Annotated in this window: 15 protein-coding genes and 2 tRNA genes; 10 read left to right on the top strand and 7 right to left on the bottom strand. The window is 70.5% G+C overall.

Going from position 1 to position 17,048, the window contains the following annotated elements:
- The first annotated feature begins 31 nt into the window (after positions 1-31).
- From ehuB to BFF78_RS26285, 6 genes are all read left to right on the top strand, one after another.
- Entirely contained in the window at positions 32-949 is a 918-nt protein-coding gene (gene ehuB / locus BFF78_RS26310; RefSeq protein ID WP_069780654.1) for an ectoine/hydroxyectoine ABC transporter substrate-binding protein EhuB, read from the top strand.
- On the top strand, positions 946-1,689 hold the full coding sequence (ehuC, locus tag BFF78_RS26305; RefSeq protein ID WP_069780653.1) for an ectoine/hydroxyectoine ABC transporter permease subunit EhuC: 744 nt from the start codon (positions 946-948) through the stop codon (positions 1,687-1,689). Before ehuB ends, ehuC begins: the two co-directional genes overlap by 4 nt.
- Positions 1,686-2,336, top strand: coding sequence for an ectoine/hydroxyectoine ABC transporter permease subunit EhuD (ehuD, locus tag BFF78_RS26300; RefSeq protein WP_069780652.1), 651 nt, complete (start codon positions 1,686-1,688; stop codon positions 2,334-2,336). The genes ehuC and ehuD overlap by 4 nt, the downstream gene beginning before the upstream one ends.
- On the top strand, positions 2,326-3,108 hold the full coding sequence (gene ehuA, locus BFF78_RS26295; protein WP_069780651.1) for an ectoine/hydroxyectoine ABC transporter ATP-binding protein EhuA: 783 nt from the start codon (positions 2,326-2,328) through the stop codon (positions 3,106-3,108). Before ehuD ends, ehuA begins: the two co-directional genes overlap by 11 nt.
- Before the next feature lie 209 nt (positions 3,109-3,317).
- A complete protein-coding gene (locus tag BFF78_RS26290) occupies positions 3,318-4,076 on the top strand; it encodes an IclR family transcriptional regulator (RefSeq protein WP_069780650.1) in 759 nt (252 codons plus the stop codon).
- Positions 4,077-4,160: 84 nt separating this feature from the next.
- Positions 4,161-4,234 (top strand) — tRNA-Lys (locus BFF78_RS26285).
- Here BFF78_RS26285 and BFF78_RS26280 read toward each other — a convergent pair.
- The 4 genes from BFF78_RS26280 to BFF78_RS26265 all read right to left on the bottom strand — a co-directional run bounded on the left by BFF78_RS26280 (position 4,200) and on the right by BFF78_RS26265 (position 9,199).
- Complete coding sequence (locus tag BFF78_RS26280; RefSeq protein ID WP_079161486.1) at positions 4,200-5,855, bottom strand: AMP-binding protein; 1,656 nt, start codon at positions 5,853-5,855, stop codon at positions 4,200-4,202. The genes BFF78_RS26285 and BFF78_RS26280 overlap by 35 nt on opposite strands.
- A gap of 167 nt (positions 5,856-6,022) precedes the next feature.
- Positions 6,023-6,628 carry a lytic polysaccharide monooxygenase auxiliary activity family 9 protein gene (locus BFF78_RS26275; RefSeq protein ID WP_069780649.1) on the bottom strand — a complete coding sequence of 202 codons (606 nt, stop codon included), beginning with the start codon at positions 6,626-6,628 and terminating at the stop codon, positions 6,023-6,025.
- 113 nt (positions 6,629-6,741) lie between these two features.
- Entirely contained in the window at positions 6,742-7,893 is a 1,152-nt protein-coding gene (locus BFF78_RS26270) for an SPFH domain-containing protein (RefSeq protein WP_069780648.1), read from the bottom strand.
- A gap of 58 nt (positions 7,894-7,951) precedes the next feature.
- Positions 7,952-9,199 (bottom strand): peptidoglycan-binding protein, encoded by a 1,248-nt coding sequence (locus BFF78_RS26265; RefSeq protein ID WP_069780647.1) that lies wholly within the window; start codon positions 9,197-9,199, stop codon positions 7,952-7,954.
- 185 nt (positions 9,200-9,384) lie between these two features.
- Here BFF78_RS26265 and BFF78_RS26260 point away from each other — a divergent pair.
- The 4 genes from BFF78_RS26260 to glxA all read left to right on the top strand — a co-directional run bounded on the left by BFF78_RS26260 (position 9,385) and on the right by glxA (position 14,571).
- Positions 9,385-9,458: transfer RNA gene (locus tag BFF78_RS26260), tRNA-Lys, on the top strand.
- 105 nt (positions 9,459-9,563) lie between these two features.
- Positions 9,564-10,340, top strand: a complete 777-nt coding sequence (locus BFF78_RS26255) for a FadR/GntR family transcriptional regulator (RefSeq protein WP_227025931.1) — start codon at positions 9,564-9,566, stop codon at positions 10,338-10,340.
- A gap of 314 nt (positions 10,341-10,654) precedes the next feature.
- Positions 10,655-12,640, top strand: a complete 1,986-nt coding sequence (locus BFF78_RS26250; RefSeq protein ID WP_069780646.1) for a glycosyltransferase family 2 protein — start codon at positions 10,655-10,657, stop codon at positions 12,638-12,640.
- Entirely contained in the window at positions 12,637-14,571 is a 1,935-nt protein-coding gene (glxA, locus tag BFF78_RS26245) for a radical copper oxidase GlxA (RefSeq protein WP_069780645.1), read from the top strand. Before BFF78_RS26250 ends, glxA begins: the two co-directional genes overlap by 4 nt.
- Here glxA and BFF78_RS26240 read toward each other — a convergent pair whose 3' ends face one another.
- From BFF78_RS26240 to BFF78_RS26230, 3 genes are all read right to left on the bottom strand, one after another.
- Positions 14,572-15,594: a glycoside hydrolase family 6 protein gene (locus BFF78_RS26240; protein ID WP_069783821.1), complete on the bottom strand. Its 1,023-nt coding sequence runs from the start codon at positions 15,592-15,594 to the stop codon at positions 14,572-14,574. It abuts the gene before it with no gap.
- A 100-nt stretch (positions 15,595-15,694) separates the two neighbouring features.
- The gene (locus BFF78_RS26235) at positions 15,695-16,351 is read right to left on the bottom strand and encodes a class F sortase (RefSeq protein WP_069780644.1); all 657 of its coding nucleotides are present in this window, start codon (positions 16,349-16,351) and stop codon (positions 15,695-15,697) included.
- A 9-nt stretch (positions 16,352-16,360) separates the two neighbouring features.
- Positions 16,361-16,957 carry a hypothetical protein gene (locus BFF78_RS26230; protein ID WP_069780643.1) on the bottom strand — a complete coding sequence of 199 codons (597 nt, stop codon included), beginning with the start codon at positions 16,955-16,957 and terminating at the stop codon, positions 16,361-16,363.
- Positions 16,958-17,048 lie beyond the last annotated feature (91 nt).

Here is a 17,048-nt window from a genome sequence, read left to right as displayed (position 1 = left end):
AGCCGAGGTGCGCTTGGGTAGCCGCGCCGCCATGGCTCCACCACTTGGGAACGACGTACACACATTCCGGTCGGGACTCAGACACAGCCGGCGGTCGGTGCTCGGTGGCCTCGCCGCCCTCGGCGCGCTGGGGGCCGCGGGCTGCACTCGGGTGGCCGCGGCCTCGGGCAAGGCGGGCGGTGACCTGCTCGAGCGGCTGAAGGCCCAGGGCGTCGTGCGGCTCGGGATCGCCGGTGAGATCCCCTTCGGGTACATCGACAAGGACGGCCATCTCACCGGTGAGGCGCCCGAGCTGGCCAAGGTGATCTTCAAGCGGCTGGGTGTCGGCAGGGTCCAGCCGGTGCCCACCGAGTTCGGGTCGCTGATCCCGGGGCTGAACTCGCAGCAGTTCGACGTCGTGGCGGCCGGGATGTATGTCAATCCCGAGCGCTGCCAGCAGGTGATCTTCGCGGATCCGGACTATCAGATGCTCGACTCGTTCATCGTGCGCAAGGGCAATCCGCTGGGCTTGCACTCCTACAAGGACGTCGTCGAGAAGAAGGCGAAGTTCGCCACCGGGACCGGTTACGCCGAGATCGACTACGCGGTCGGGGCCGGGTACAAGCAGGGCGACATCCTGATCGTGCCGGACCAGGTCGCCGGGCTGAACGCCGTCGAGGCGGGCCGCGTCGACGTCTTCGCCGGTACGGCGCTCACCACCCGCGAGGTGGTGAAGAAGTCGGCCAAGGCGGAGGCCACCGCGCCCTTCGCGCCGCTCGTCAAGGGCAAACCGCATGTCGACGGGGGCGCGTTCGCGTTCCGGCCGACCGAGACGAGGCTGCGGGACGCCTTCAACGTCGAGCTGCGCAAGCTCAAGAAGAGCGGGGAGTTGTTCCGGATACTTCGGCCCTTCGGGTTCACCAAGGCCGAGATGACCGACCTCACCGCGAAGGAGCTGTGCGGCGGATGACCTCGGGACTGTGGGAACTCGTACTGAAGGGCGTCTGGACCACCGTCCAACTGCTGGTGTTCAGCACGCTGCTGGCCATCGCGGTGTCCTTCGTCGTCGGCGTCGCGCGCACGCACCGGCTGTGGATCGTGCGGTTCGTCGCCGGCTTCTACACCGAGGTGTTCCGTGGCACCTCGGCGCTGGTGATGATCTTCTGGGTGTTCTTCGTGCTGCCGGTCGCCTTCGGCTGGCAGCTGGTGCCGATGTGGGCGGGCACGCTCGCGCTCGGCCTGACGTACGGCGCGTACGGCTCGGAGATCGTGCGCGGCGCGCTGAACGCGGTGGACCCGGCGCAGAAGGAGGGCGGGATCGCGCTCGGCTTCACGCCCTGGCAGCGGCTCAGGCTGATCGTGCTGCCCCAGGCGGTGCCGGAGATGATCCCCACCTTCTGCAACCTGCTGATCGAGCTGCTCAAGGGCACCGCGCTGGTGTCGGTCATGGGCATGGGCGATCTGACGTTCAGCGCGAACCTGGTGCGGCTGGCGCTGCAGCAGAGCGCGGAGATCTACACGTACATCCTGCTGATCTACTTCGTGATCGCCTTCGTGCTGACGCGGCTGATGCGCGGACTGGAGAAACGGCTGAAGGCCGGGGTGGGCAAGGATCCCGGGACGGAGTGGGCGGCGCGTGAGCTCAAGCGGGCCCAGACGACCGGCGTGGGCGCCGCGGGCGGCGCGGGCATGGGCGGAGGTGCCGCATGAAGTGGGACTGGAACGCCGTCAGCGACTTCATGCCGGCCTTCTGGCACGGGCTGCTGGTCACCCTCGAGGCCCTCGCGCTCGGTTCGCTGGTGTCCTTCACCCTGGGGCTGGTGTGGACGCTGCTGATGCGGACGCCGGCCCGGTGGGTGCGCTGGCCGGTCGGCGTGGTCACGGAGTTCGTGCGCAACACCCCGCTGCTGGTCCAGCTGTTCTTCCTCTTCTATGTGCTGCCCGAGTGGGGACTGACCTTCTCGGCGCTGGCCACCGGCGTCTTCGCGGTCGGCCTGCACTACTCGACGTACACCATGCAGGTCTACCGGGCCGGTATCGAGGCGGTGCCCGTCGGCCAGTGGGAGGCGGCGACCGCGCTGAACCTGCCCCGGCGGCGGACCTGGACCGCGGTGATCCTGCCGCAGGCGATCCGCCGGGTGGTGCCCGCCCTCGGCAACTACGTGATCGCCATGCTCAAGGACACGCCGATGCTGATGGTGATCACCGTGCCGGAGATGCTCCAGCGGGCCCGGCTCTTCTCCCAGCAGCACTTCCAGTTCACCGAGCCGATCACCGTGATCGGTGTGGCCTTCATCCTCATCTCCTACCTGGCCTCCCTTCTCCTGCGAGCCCTGGAGCGACGCCTTGTCCGTTGAGACCCGTCCGCAGCCCTCCGGCACCGACGCCCAGTCGACCGAGCTGATCCGCCTGGAGAACGTGACCAAGCGGTTCGGCGCCAACACCGTCCTCGACCGGCTGAACTTCTCCGTGGACACCGGCCGGCATGTGACCCTGATCGGGCCCTCGGGGTCCGGCAAGACCACGATCCTCAGACTTCTGATGACCCTCACCCGACCGGACGAGGGCACGATCACCGTCGACGGGGAGCAGCTGTTCCCGGCGCCGGAGAAGCAGATCCGCCAGGTGCGCAAGAAGATCGGGATGGTGTTCCAGCAGTTCAACCTGTTCCCGAACATGAGCGTGCTGCGGAACATCACCGAGGCACCGGTGCAGGTCCTCGGCATGTCCAGGGACGAGGCCGAGGAGCGCGCCCGGGAGCTGCTGGAGCTGGTCGGGCTGACCGACAAGTGCGACGCGAAGCCGACCCGGCTCTCCGGCGGTCAGCAGCAGCGGGTGGCGATCGCCAGGGCGCTGGCCATGCGGCCGCAGGTGCTGCTGCTGGACGAGGTGACCTCCGCGCTCGACCCGGAGCTGGTCGCGGGCGTCCTCGACGTGCTCAGGGACATCGCGCGCAGCACGGACATCACCATGCTCTGTGTGACCCACGAGATGGGTTTCGCCCGCGACATCTCCGACCGGGTGCTGATGTTCGACGGCGGCCGGGTGATCGAATCGGGCTCGCCGGAGAAGATCTTCACCGAGCCGGAGCAGGACCGCACGCGGGAATTCCTCAGCGCGGTTCTCTGACTGCGGGACGTGGATCCGGGAGATGCCGAGGTCCGACCGCTGGGTCATGACTTTGACATATGCCAGAGGGTCTGCGTCGCAGCTGGGAGGGGCCTGGCGAGCGCATCAATCTCGCCAACCCCCTCTCCCCGCAGGGGGTTTGCCCGTTATCGTGGTACTGCACGACTGACCGGACCTACGGCCCAGTAAGCGAGCGCAAGGGGACCACCGTGGCGCTGATGCACGAGCCGACCGCCCCGTACCACTCCGCCCAGGACGCGCTGCGCGTGCTGGAGACCGTGGCCCGCCACCCGGCCGGTGTCACCGACACCGAGCTGGCCCGTCACACCGGCCTCGGTCCCGAGCGGCTCACCGCCCTGCTGCGCATGCTGCGCCGCGAGGGTTATGTCGAGCAGATCACCGACGGGGCGTACGTCACCGGCGACACCCTGCGCCGGCTCACCTCCACGCACGACCGCGAGCGGGCCCTGCGCGAGAAGCTCCAGCACACCCTGGACCGGCTGCGCGACTCGGTCGGCGCGGCGGTCTACATGAGCCGGTACGTCGACGGCGAGGTCAGGGTCACCCAGTACGCCGCCGGGCCCACCACCCCGGCGGTCAACGAGTGGGTCGACTTCCGCTACTCCGCGCACGCCACGGCCGTCGGCAAGAGCCTGCTGACCCAGCTCGACCACAACGCCCGCCGCGACCACCTGTCCCGGCACAAGATGGCCCGCCTCACCTCGCGCACCATCACCAGCGACAAGCTGCTGCTGTCCCGCCTGGAGTCCCAGCCGCCCACGGTGCCGGTCCTGGACCTCCAGGAGTACGCGATCGGCACGGTCTGCGCGGCGGTGCCGATCACCGCGGGCTCCTCGGTGGGCTGCCTGGCGCTGTCGCTTCCCGTGGAGCACGCGCACCGGCTGAAGCAGGCGGCGGAGACCCTGAACCGGAACGCCGCACCGGTGCTCCTGTCGCTGACCCTGTAAGTGGTCACAAGCACCCCGTGGGACCAGGTAGTATTTTCTTCGTCGCCAGCCGCGGGAGACAAAAACGCGGCAGGCGGGAGTCATGCGCCGCTAGCTCAGTTGGTTAGAGCAGCTGACTCTTAATCAGCGGGTCCGGGGTTCGAGTCCCTGGCGGCGCACAGATGAAGGGCCCTTCGCGAAAGCGAGGGGCCCTTCGGCGTCCTCGGCGGTGAGTCGTCGGTACGAGGTCTCCCCTTGTGGCCTCCACCACACCGGGTCGGCGCACGCGACCCCCTCCGCCCTGAGCCGCGCGCGGTGGATCTTGTTCGTCGCCGTCACCGGCATCCGCTCCACCACCCGCACGAACCGGGGCGCCATCTTCGTACCCAGGTCGGGCTGGGCCGCCAGGAAGTCCGCGAAGCCGACCGGGTCGAAGGACCCGGCGATGGTCGCCATCACCTGGTCCCCGGTCACCGGATCCGGCACCCCGTACACGGCGACGGCCACCGCGCCCTCGTACCGGGCGACGATGTTCTCGATCATCGCGGCGGCCAGGTTCTCCCCGTCGACACGGATCCTGTCGGCCGTGCGGCCCGCGAAGTACAGATAGCCGGCGGTGTCCCGGTAGAACAGGTCGCCCGTCCAGTACGCCCCGCCCCGGCGCCGCTCGGCCTCGGCGGCCGGATTCCTCCAGTACCCCTCGAAGGGGCTGGGCCCCCGGTTCACCAGCTCGCCGATCGCCTCCTCCCCGTTGCGCAGCCGCCCGGCGGGGTCGAACTCCGCCGGCGGGCACTCGCGGCCGGTGGCGGGGTCGAGGACCACCAGGCCCGGCCCGGCCGGTCCCACCGCCCCCTGCGGTGTGCCCGGCGCCCACTGGATCGCCGCGCCGCCCTCGGAGGAGCCGTACCCCTCCACCAGCCGCACCCCGAACCGCCGCTCGAAGGCCGCCGCGTCCAGCGCGCCGGCCTCGGTGCCGAAGCCGAGGCGCAGGGGGTTGTCGCGGTCGTCCGCACGCTCCTCGGTGGCCAGGACGTACTGGATCGCCCGGCCGACATACGTGAAGTACGTCGCCCGGTAGCGGCGCACGTCCGCGAGGAACCCGGACGCCGAGAAGCGCCGGCGCAGCGCCACCGCCGCCCCCGCGGCCAGCGCGGGCGCCCAGTCGGCGATCACCGCGTTGCCGTGGAACATCGGCATGCAGATGTAGTGCACGTCGTCCGCGCGCACCCCGAACTGCCTCACCAGCGCCTGCCCGGCCGCCGCCAGCCGCCCCTGGGAGCAGAGGGCCGCCTTGGGGGCGCCACTCGAGCCGGAGGTGAAGTACAGCAGCAGCCGGTCGGCGGGGGCGGCGCGGGACGGGTCGGGCACGGCGTCGGCGTAGGGGGCGAGGAGGGCGGCGTACTCGGGGGAGTCCGTGACGAGGAGCCGCACCCCGGGGAGGTCGAGCCCTGCCAGCAGCGGCAGGTGGGCCCGCTCGGTGACCAGGAGCGGGCACTCGGTGTGCAGGATGTCCCGGGCCAGTTCGCGGCCCCGGCGCGTGGGGTTGATCCCGGCGACGGCCGCGCCGGCGAGGGCGGCGGCGCCGAGCCACAGCGGGAACTCCTCGGTGTTGTCGAGGAGCACGCCGGCATGCGGTACGGCACCGGGCGGCAGCAGGTCGGCCAGCAGGGCCGCCCGCGCGGCGGCGCCCGCCGCGAACTGGTGCTGGGTCAGTGTCCGTTCCTCGCAGCCGAGTCCCGGACGGTGGTCCCCCCACCGCGCCGCGACCAGCTCGGCGACCGTACGCGTCATGGACTCCATGGAGGCGCACGATAACTGACTTACCGTCAGATGGGGAGCCCGGCGGCTCGACCATGAGGTTCCCCGAGGTCCGGTACGCCGTCCCGCTCGGCCGGCGTGCGAGGAACGCGCCCGGCGGTTGCGGCGGCCCGCCTCGAGGGAACCTCGGTGCCGTGGCGGAACGGCCCTCAGAAGGCGACGTCCGAGCAGGCGTAGAACGCGTTGCCGGTGTCGGCGATCGTCCACACCGCGACGATGACGTGGTGCCCGCTCAGCCCGCTCGGCAGGGTGCCGCTGTGGCTGAGGGTGGCCGGCGGGCGCCGGCCGTTGTACGGGACCGTCAGGAACGGGGTGAGGTTGAGGTCCGAGCGGGACAGGGCGTGGTTCTGGTTCCAGCCCTGCTTGGTGACGAAGTACCTGAAGTCCGTCGTGGCGTGCATGGCGGTGAACTGCCAGCGGAAGGTGTACGTCTGGCCGCCCGTCACCCTGGTGGTGGGCCAGGCTCCGCCGGACGGGGTCCTGGGCGAGCTGAGCTGGGCGAACCGGCTCAGGCCGCCGTTGCAGATCTGGCCGTCGGCGGGCCCCGCGGCCGGGAAGCCCTTGGGGCCCTCGACGCTCTGCGGCTCGTACTGGATGTCGCCGCAGCCCGTCACCGTGCCGTTGGCACAGAGCTTCTGCCTGCTGATGGGGAGGTCGGTGTAGCCGTGCCCGCTGGCGCCGCCGGTGGAGAGTGCGAACGCTCCGGCGGTCACCGCCCCGAGCACGACCGCGGACAACTTGGTCTTGGTGCGCATGCTGCCGCTCCTGGAGAACGTGGGGAGTTCGGTGAGCTGTGCAGGTAGGTCTAGACCAAGTCTCAGATTATTGCCGTGCGTTGAACATGTCCATACCAATCGTGGTCCACGGCCTAGGAGAGGTCCGCGCGTCCCGAGCAGAAGGCGACCGTCAGGTCCCGTACCAGTGCCTTCCGTTCGTAGTCGTCGAGTTCGACCAGGCCGCGCGCGGTCAGCCGGGTCACCGTGTCCTCCACCGAGTCCACCACCGAGCTGAGCATCCCGGCCCGCTGCCGGGCGTCGAGCCGGGCGATCCGGCGTCGGTTCACGGCGGCGGCGACCTCCGGGGCGTACTCCACCCGCACCGGCCGCACCGAGAACACCTGGAGGCCGACCGGCTCGGCCTCCTCGGCCACCAGCCGGGTCAGCGCGTCCCCGGCCGCCGTCACCCCGCCCCGGGTCCCGCCCGCCGGCTCCACCGGCACCCTGGCCAGCGCCGCCTCCACACACTCGCGCAGATACCTCTCGTGGTCCTCGATGCCGAGCACGGCCCGCGCGGTGTCCCGCACCCGCCACACCACCAGCACCACCACCCGGAGCGCCACCCCGTCCGGATCCGCCGCCGGCAGCGACTCGCTGCGCCAGTGCCGCAGCCGTACGTCGACCTGGCGGCGCGGTAGCAGCGGGTTCACCCAGAGCAGTCCGGTCCGCCGGACCGTCCCCCGGTAGCGGCCGAACAGGCCGAGCACCCAGGCCCGCCCGGCCCGCCCCCGGACCAGTCCGGCGAAGCCGAACATCCCGAGCACCCCGGCCCCGGCGTACGCCGCCCACTGCGCCGGACCGAGCCCCGCGCCCGCGAGGGCGGGCAGCCGCAGCACCTCCACCGCGACCGGCGGAAGCTGCCCCGCCCACCACGAGGTGGCCAGGCACCCGGTGACCCCGCCCGCTCCGGCGAGCACCCCGGCCGCCCCCGGCAGCACCCGCGCCGGGCGCTCCACCAGCTCCGGGTCGGTCTTGGGCAGCGGCCGGCGGCACACCGGCGCCGCGCGCCTGAACCGCGGCTGCTCTCCGGTGCCCTGCCGGCGGGCCACCACGGCGGGCCGGAGCGGCACCTTCACCGGGTTCACCGGATTCATCGGGTCGGGGTCGTCACGGAAGAGCAGATGGACGGGGATCTCGGTGGTCGTCTCGTTCTCGATCAGCCGGGCCGGAGACCCGCCCGGCCCCACGGCCTCCTCCGCAGGGTCCTCGGATTCGGCCGATGTGTGTTCCGTGGTCGTACTCATGCGTGCCTCCAGCCTCCGCGCCAGATGCGTCATGAACAGGGGGATGAGCAGAGGGACGTCAGAGGCCGGTCACGTGCTCCGGGTCGGCGTCCTCGAACAGCCGGCGCCAGGTCTCCGGCCCCGGATAGCCGTCGGCCGCGCCGCCGCGCCAGCCCTGGGCGCGCTGGAAGGCCTCCACCGCACGCCGGTCCGCGTCGCCCCAGCGCGGACCGGGAGCGTCGGCGTAGAACCTGCCGAACCCTTTCTCCACCAGCCGGCGGCGCAGCTGTGTGACATAGGCGTTCTCCGCGCCCGGACGGAAGTGGCCCCGGCCGGGGTAGCCCGGCACCCCGTACGCGGCGGGCACCCCGCGCGCGGGGGGTACCTCGTACGCACGGGGTACCTCGTACGCGGCGGGCACCGCGCGCGCGGCGGCCCGATCCGGCACCGCCGGGACCGGCGCGCTGCGGCCGCCCCGGGCCACCCACATCTCGCCGAACCGGGTGACGTACGGGTTGCCGGCGCCGAGGCCGAAGGAGACGGCACCCGGACGGAGGGCGCTCGTGCGGTGGCCGGCCGACTTCCCGCCCGCCGCGTCGGCGACCAGGCCCTTGTAGCGGTAGGGGACGTACTTGTCGGCGTTACTCCAGTAGGGATAGGGGGTGGGCTGGCTGCGGGCGTGCGGGGGTGTCTGTTCGTAGACCGTGTAGTAGGTGTGCGTGTAGTCCGTCCAGCCGCCGAAGATCACCACATGGGAGCCTTGCTCGGGGTTGTCGGGGTTGTGGTAGAGCAGGATGTCCCCGGGCTGGAGGTCATTCTTGGTGATCTTCACTCCGAACTGGTCGAGGCTGCCCGTCCACTCGTTGCTGGGCAGGCCCCAGGCCATGGAGACATAGCCGGAGCAGTCCTGGCGATAGCCGTCGGACCAGTAGGCGCTCATGCTGTACGGCACCTGTGCGGTCACCCAGACCTTGGCCCGGTTGATGATCTTGGTCCGGGTGGTCGTGGGGAGGGGCACGGTCTCGGGCTTGGCCGGTGCGCCGGCCGGGCCGTACAGCGGGCCCGGGGGGCCCTGGGGGGTGTCGGACTCCTCGTCGCCGGGGATGTGCGGACGACCCTCGGCGGGCCGGCCGGGGGTGAGGGCGGCGGCCGGGGCCGCCGCGCCGAGGACGGCGGACGCGGCGGCCACGACCACGATGCCGCAGGCCGCCGGGGAGCCGCCGGTGCGGCCGGGCGACGGGCGGGGACCGGCCCGGCGCCCCTGGGCGCAGCCGGGACAGTCGCAGTCGCTCGCGGGGTTGAACTCCTCGAAGGCCGGAGCAGTCATGCGATCTACCTCACATTCGGGGGGATTTGTCCACGAGTGTGCACGTTGGTCAGTTTCCCAACTGTCCACCGGACCGCCACTTTGACGGTCCGAATGATGTACACGCCCCCCTGGGCCGCCGGCCGATCACCTGGGGGTGGTCGGAGGCACCCCCGAAGGTCAGGTAGAGTTATCTCCGTCAGCAGGCGCCGCTAGCTCAGTTGGTTAGAGCAGCTGACTCTTAATCAGCGGGTCCGGGGTTCGAGTCCCTGGCGGCGCACCGACCGGAAGGCCCCTCGCGAAAGCGGGGGGCCTTACCGCTGTCCGGAATTCATCCCTGTCCGGAACAGGACCCTCCCCCCGATTGGCCGGATACCCTCTGGCCATGGCAGCCCGGGACCTTCAGGAGCGGATCAAGAAGCTGATCGTGGACCGGCGGCTGCCCTCGGGCGCCCCGCTGCCGACCGAGCCCGAGCTGATGGAGTTCCTCGGGGCCAGCCGGAACTCCGTACGGGAGGCCCTGAAGGCGCTGCAGGCGATGGGCATCGTGGAGATCCGGCACGGCTTCGGGACCTACGTCGGCTCGATGTCGTTCGCGCCGATGATCGAGGGGCTGGCCTTCCGCACCGTCGCCGGGCACTACCGGGGCGAGGACTCCCTGCTGCAGCTGCTGGAGCTGCGCGAGGCCGTGGAGACCGGGCTGGTCTCGCGGCTGGCCGGGCGGCTGCCCGAGGCGGACCTCGTTGAACTGGATGCCCTCGTGGACCGTATGGAACGGGAGGCCGCCGAGGGGGCGGGCCTCGCCGAGACCGACCGGGCCTTTCACGCCACCCTCTACCGGGGGCTGGACAACGTGCTGCTGAGCGAGGTGCTGGAGGCGTTCTGGGACGCCTTCCACCGGGTACAGCGGGATCTCGTGGACGTGCCGCAGGACCCCAGGGTCACCTGCCGGCAGCACCGGGAGATCCTGGACGCGGTCCGGTCCGGCGACTCACTGCGGGCGGAGGAGGCGATAAGGGACCACTTCGGCAACATCCGTGTCCGCCTCTCCACCACCGGCACGCCCCGGCCACCCGTGGCCACCGGCACACCCCGGCCACCCGGGACCACCGGCGCGCTCCCGCCCCCCGAGCCCCACGCGCGCCACAATGAACGGGTTTGAGCGGTAAACACCGCGTTTCGCGTCTTGCGATCATGTGGAGCGCCGTAGAAACCTGGACGTCCAAGCTTCCGCTGTCCGGCGGGAGTTGGGGGGAAACAACCGGTTGTCGGACGGCGGGGAGGGGGCCCCGCTCATGAACCGATGCCGAGGGGGGCATCATGCAACCGGAAGGTCGCCGTCCCGTGTCCATAAATTGGGGAAGACGTGGGGACTGCGCGCCACCACTGATCCGCGCGTGCGGGCACAAGGGGAGCCCGGCCGGGCGGCAAGGACCTACGAAACACGCGGTGACCTGCGTGTGGGGGGAATGACTCATGACGTCGACGCCGACGGGCGCCGGACCGAGCCACCATCACGACGACCCGTCACAGACCACACAGCTCAGGGCGATCGGTCACCGGACGGGCCAGTTCCGCCGGATAAGGAAGAGCCTGCCGAGATACGACTACGAGCACTACAGCCGGCTCGCGGGCCCCCTGACCCAGCCCGACCCGGCGGGGCCGTACAAGGTGCAGTACCGGTCGCTGCTCTCGCAGGAGCCGCACCGCGTCCGCGCCGCGCTCATGCTGGGCGCGGCCCCCGTGCTCTCCCTGGTCCTGCTGTTCTGGCTGCTGCAGCCCGCGCACTGGACCGAACGCGACTATCCCGCCTACGACTTCCTGCCGGACCTCGACATCGTCATGCTCGTCTCGATCGGCCTGATCGAGTCATTCCGCTGCATGAACGTGCTGTCCAACGCGCACGCCACGCTCGTCGCCCGCGACCCGGTCCCGGTAATCCCCGAGACCGGCACCAAGGTCGCCTTCATCACCACCTTCGTGCCCGGCAAGGAGCCGCTGGAGATGGTGACGAAGACCCTGGAGGCGGCGGTGAGACTGCGCCACCGGGGCCTGCTGCACGTGTGGTTGCTGGACGAGGGCGACGATGCGGCCGTGAAGGAGGTCTGCGCCCGGCTCGGCGTGCACCACTTCACCCGCAAGGGCGTCGCGCGGTGGAACCAGCCCAAGGGCCCGCACCGCGCCAAGACCAAGCACGGCAACTACAACGCCTGGCTGGAGGCGCACGGCGACGACTACGACTTCTTCGCCTCGGTCGACACCGACCATGTGCCGCTGCCCAACTACCTGGAGCGGATGCTCGGTTACTTCCGCGACCCGGACGTCGGCTTCGTCATCGGCCCGCAGGTGTACGGCAACTACGACACGTTCGTCACCAAGGCCGCCGAATCCCAGCAGTTCCTCTTCCACGCCCTGATCCAGCGCGCCGGCAACCGCTACGGCGCCCCCATGTTCGTCGGCACCTCCAACGCCGTACGGATCAGAGCCATCAAACAGATCGGCGGCCTGTACGACTCCATCACCGAGGACATGGCGACGGGCTTCGAGATGCACCGCGCCAAGAACCCGGCCACGGGCCGGAAGTGGAGGTCGGTCTACACCCCGGACGTGCTCGCGGTCGGTGAAGGCCCCAATGCCTGGACGGACTTCTTCACCCAGCAGCTGCGCTGGTCCCGGGGCACGTACGAGACGATCCTCAAGCAGTACTGGAAGGGCCTGTTCACCCTGCCGCCGGGCAAGCTCTTCAACTACACGATGATGATCATCTTCTACCCGATGTCCGCCCTCAACTGGATCCTCGCGGCGCTGAGTTGCGCGCTGTTCCTGGGCCTGGGCGCCTCGGGTGTGAACATCGACCCGACCGTGTGGCTGATGCTGTACGGCAACGCCTCCGCCCTCCAGATCGGCCTGTACATCTGGAACCGGCGGCACAATGTCTCCCCGCACGAGCCGGAGGGCTCCGGCGGTGTCGCGGGCATGGTGATGTCCGCGCTGTCCGCGCCGATCTACGCGCGCTCCCTGATGGACGCCGTGCTGCGCCGCAAGAGCAGGTTCGTGGTGACGCCCAAGGGCGAATCGGCCAGCCCCGACACGTTGTTCGGGACGTTCCGGGTCCACTGGTTCTTCATCCTGGTCTTCGCCGGCTCGCTCACCGCCGGCTTCGTGTTCGGGCACTCCCACCCCGCGATGATCACCTGGGCGTCGTTCGCCCTGCTGATCACCGCCTCGCCGATCTTCGCCTGGCGGTACACGCTGCATCGGGAGCGGAAGAAGCCGGCGGCGGCCACGGCGCTCGCCGAACCGCAGGACGCGGTGCCCGCGCCGTACGCGGCCCATCTGCCGCTCAAGCGGCCCACCTGGGCGGGCGGCGAGCCGCACGGGGACCGTGGCGAGGACCGGGCCGGGGAGAACGAGCAGACCATGCAGATCGCCCTTGGCGGACTTGGGGGAAGTAAGGAATGAAGGACCAGGCCGGCCGCCGTCGCGCCCGCAGGCTCGCGATCGGTACGGCGGTGGTACTCGCGCTGGCCGGGATGAACGGGCCGTGGCTCTACCGCTTCGGCACCGCGCAGTACCACCAGTACAAGATCAACAGACCCGAGTACAAAGCCGCGAACGGCCACTGGGACATCATCGAGTTCCCTCCGGAGTACCGCCAGGACACCATCCACGCGGCCCTCCTGCACACCGGCAAGGTGCTGCTGGTCGCCGGCTCGGGCAACAACCAGGACAACTTCAACAAGAAGAAGTTCGACACCCGGATCTGGGACCCGGTCAAGGGCACGATCAAGAAGGTGCCCACACCCAACGACCTGTTCTGCACCGGCCACACCCAGCTCGCCGACGGCAACCTGCTGATCGCGGGCGGCACCAAGCGGTACGAGAAGCTCAAGGGCGACGTCAAGAAGGCCGGCGGCGTCATGATCCTCTACAACGAGAACCCGGACAAGCCGATCACCCTGCCCGCGGGCACCAAGTTCACCGGCAAGACCAACGGCAGGACGTTCGCCTCCCAGGACTCGGTCCTGGTCCCGCGCGCCCGGAAGGTCTTCGACAGGACCGGCAAGTGGCTGCGGAACAACCCCGGTTACGGCCGGGTCTACGTCGAGGCGCAGGCGGAGGGCAGCCAGTACGAGACCGGCACCCAGGACAACTACCGCATCCAGGGCCTGACCGGCGCCGACGCACGCAACACCTACGGCATCGCGCAGAAGCTCGCCCTCGACAAGAAGGACTTCGAAGGGATCAAGGACTCCTACGAGTTCGACCCGGTCGCCGAGCGGTACATCAAGGTCGACCCGATGAACGAGGCCCGCTGGTACCCGACGCTGACCACCCTGTCGGACGGCAAGATCCTCAGTGTCTCCGGCCTGGACGACATCGGCCAGCTGGTGCCGGGCAAGAACGAGATCTTCGACCCGGCGACGAAGAAGTGGACGTACACCAGCACCACCCGGCAGTTCCCGACGTATCCGGCACTGTTCCTGATGCAGAACGGGAAGATCTTCTACTCGGGTTCGAACGCGGGGTACGGGCCGGACAACGTGGGCCGGGAACCCGGTATCTGGGACATCGACACCAACAAGTTCAGCAAGCTGCCCGGGCTCAGCGACCCGAACATGATGGAGACCTCCGGGACCGTGCTGCTGCCTCCGGCGCAGAACGAGAAGTTCATGGTGATCGGGGGCGGCGGGGTCGGTGAGTCGAAGCTGTCCAGCAACAGGACACGGCTGATCGATCTCAAGGACAGGAATCCCAAGTTCGTGGACGGCCCGCAGCTGGAGAAGGGGACCCGGTATCCGCAGTCCTCGATCCTGCCCGACGACACGGTCCTGGTCTCCGGCGGTTCGCAGGACTACCGGGGTCGCGGCGACTCCAACATCCTCCAGGCGCGGCTGTACCACCCGGACAGCAACAGCTTCACGCAGGTCGCCGACCCGCTGGTGGGGCGGAACTACCACTCCGGGTCGATCCTGCTGCCGGACGGGCGGGTGATGTTCTTCGGGTCCGACTCGCTGTACGGGGACAAGGCGAACACCAAGCCGGGGAAGTTCGAGCAGCGGATCGAGATCTACACGCCGCCGTATCTCTACCGGGGGTCTCGCCCGACGCTCGGTGGAGGCCCGCAGACGATCGCCCGCGGCGCTTCGGGGACGTTCACGTCGGATCACGCGGCCAGTATCAAGAAGGTGCGGTTGATCCGGCCGAGCGCTTCGACGCATGTGACGGACGTCGACCAGCGCTCGATCGCCCTGGACTTCAAGACGGCCGGGGACAAGATCACGGTGACCATGCCCACGAGCCGGAATCTGGTGCAGTCCGGGTGGTACATGCTGTTCGTGGACGACGACCAGGGGACGCCGTCCAAGGCCCAATGGGTCAAGGTCCCGTAGTCACTTGCTGTTCGCGGCCAGGGTGAGGGCGTAACTCGCCCACCATTGCCCGGCCTTCGGGCCGCCCTTGCACGTCCCGTCCGACTCCCCCGGCCGCTTGACCCACAGGTAGGCGTCCACCAGGGGGTCGGCCGTCTTCGTCGTCGGGGCTTCTCCGAGGGCCCGGCCCGGCGGGTTGCACCACCGCTGGGCCGGGTCGCCGGACGTGTAGGGGCCGTTGCCGTTCCTGCTCGTGTCGATGACGAAGTGTTTGCCGCCCACCTTCGACGACAGCTGCTTGCCGTAGGCGATGGAGTCCTGGGTGGAGTAGAAGTTGGAGACGTTGACGGAGAAGCCGTCGGCCTGGGCGACGCCCGCCTGCTCCAGGGACGGGAAGATCTGGTCGGGGTGGCCCCAGCCGGCATTGCCCGCGTCCAGGTAGACCTTCGTGTTCTTCAGGGACTTGAGCTTGGCGATCGCGCCCTTGAGGAGGTCGTAGCGCTCCTCGTGGAACTGGGCCGGGGTGCAGCCGTCCACGAGGTGGAGGACGGCGTCGGGTTCGAGGATCACGATGGCGGAGCGGTCCTGGATGCCCTGCGCGACCCCGTCGATCCAGGCGCGGTAGGCGTTGCCGTCGGCGGCGCCTCCTCCAGAGTACTGGCCGCAGTCGCGGTGCGGGATGTCGTAGAGGACGAGCAGGGCCGTGCGGTCGGACTTCTCGGCGGCCTCGGTGAAGCCGCGGGCCTCCTTCTCCGGGTTCTCCGGGCCGATCCACTCCCCGACCGGCTGCTCGGCGATCTTCCGGATCTGCTCGGCGTTCGTCTTGTCGCCGGACTTGGCGTAGGCGGAGAGCTGGCGGGCCGCGGTGCCGTCCGGGTTCACCCAGAACGGGTCGGCGTTCTTGGGCTGTTGGGTGATCCGGGCCTGCGGGTCCCCGTTCTTGTCCCCTCCCGCGGAGGAGCATCCGGCGAGCAGCAGTACCGCCCCCAGCACCACGGCCGCCGACGCCCGCGCGCAAGCACGGGCCCCCCTGCTGTCGTCCATGTGCATCCCCCTGGTCCCCCTGGGCGAACTGGTCCGGGTCCCAATCGTGGCATATCCGGCCGGTCCGTCACGAGGTCGCGTGGCAGGGCGTACGAGGGTGTCAGCGGGCGGTTCCCGTGAGGTACGCGTCGACCACCACGTTGGCGGTGTAGCTGCGGCCGACGCGGTCGAAGGAGCCGCCACAGGTGATCAGGCGCAGCTCGGCGCGGCCGGGCCTGCGGGGGCCGTAGGCCTGCCGGGCGTCGAAGCCGGCGCGGGGCAGGACACGGACGTCGTCGATGGTGAACTCGGCGACCTTGCCGTCCGAGCGGACCACCCGGACCGTGTTGCCGGGCTTGAGCGTGCTGAGCTTGTAGAAGACGGCGGGCCGGGTCTCGGTGTCGACGTGCCCGACCATGAGCGCGGCTCCCTCGGCGCCGGGCCGGGTGCCGGCGCCGTACCAGCCGACCACGCCCGGCTGGTCGAACGGCGGTGGGTCCACGGCGCCCTGGGCGTCCAGGCCCCGGCTCACCACCGGCGCCTGGACGCCCAGCCGGGGAATGTCGACGCGCTGCGGCACGGCATCCCCGAGCGGCTGGGCCGGGCGGGGCATCAGGGCCGGGTCGGCGAACAGGTCGCCCGTGGCGGGGGCGTGCGTGGAGTGCGGTACGCCGGTCAGGCCGCGCCCCCACAGCCACAGGCCGAGCAGCAGCAGCGCCCAGGTCAGGCCGGTGGCGAGCCGCCCGGTGCCGGTGGCGCGCCCGTGGTCGTCGGACATGGGCCGTCTTCAGCGCTCGCCGCGGCTCCGGCGGGCGCGCAGCCCGACGGCGGCCGCCGCGATCCCGGCGAGGACCAGGCCGGTCACCGACTGGACGGTGTCGGGGCCGGACTCGGTGGTGGCGACCGTGGCGAAGTGCGCGGTACCGCCGCCGCCCGCGGGGACGGGGGCGACGGGCGAGGCGGCGCCGGTGGGCTGCTGCCCGGGATCCTGCCGCCCCGACTGCCCGGCTCCCTGCCCGGCTCCTTGCCCGGCTCCCTGTCCGGCCCCGGTCCCCCCGTCGACCACCGTGATCCTTCCGCTGATCACGTAGTCGGCGCAGGTGATCCTGACGTCGTACCCGCCCGGCTTGAGCGAGGAGCGGACCCGGGTCTCACCCAAGAGGCTGTCTTGGCCGCCGGTCAGCCGGGCGTCGGAGACGAACGCGTTCGAGACGGCGGTGCCCTGCTGCCCGGGGCAGCCGCGGACCCGCAGGGCCACGTCGGCGCCGGGCGCCGGGGAGGCGGGGGTCACGGAGACGGAGCCGCCGTCGGCCGCGTGGGCCGCCGGGGTGAGCGCGGCGACGGCCAGGAATCCGGTACAGAGCGTGAGGCGTAGTGAGCCCATCGTGAACCTCCAGTACCAGGAGGCTCCCCCGCCCCGGGCGCCCCCGCATCCTCGGAGGGCGCCCGGCTGCTCCAAACGGGTGGACAGAGGT

It is taken from the genome of Streptomyces fodineus, from assembly GCF_001735805.1.
Lineage (GTDB): Bacteria > Actinomycetota > Actinomycetes > Streptomycetales > Streptomycetaceae > Streptomyces > Streptomyces fodineus.
Note: the sequence above shows the minus strand (reverse complement) of the source record. Positions and strands in the feature narration are given on the sequence as shown.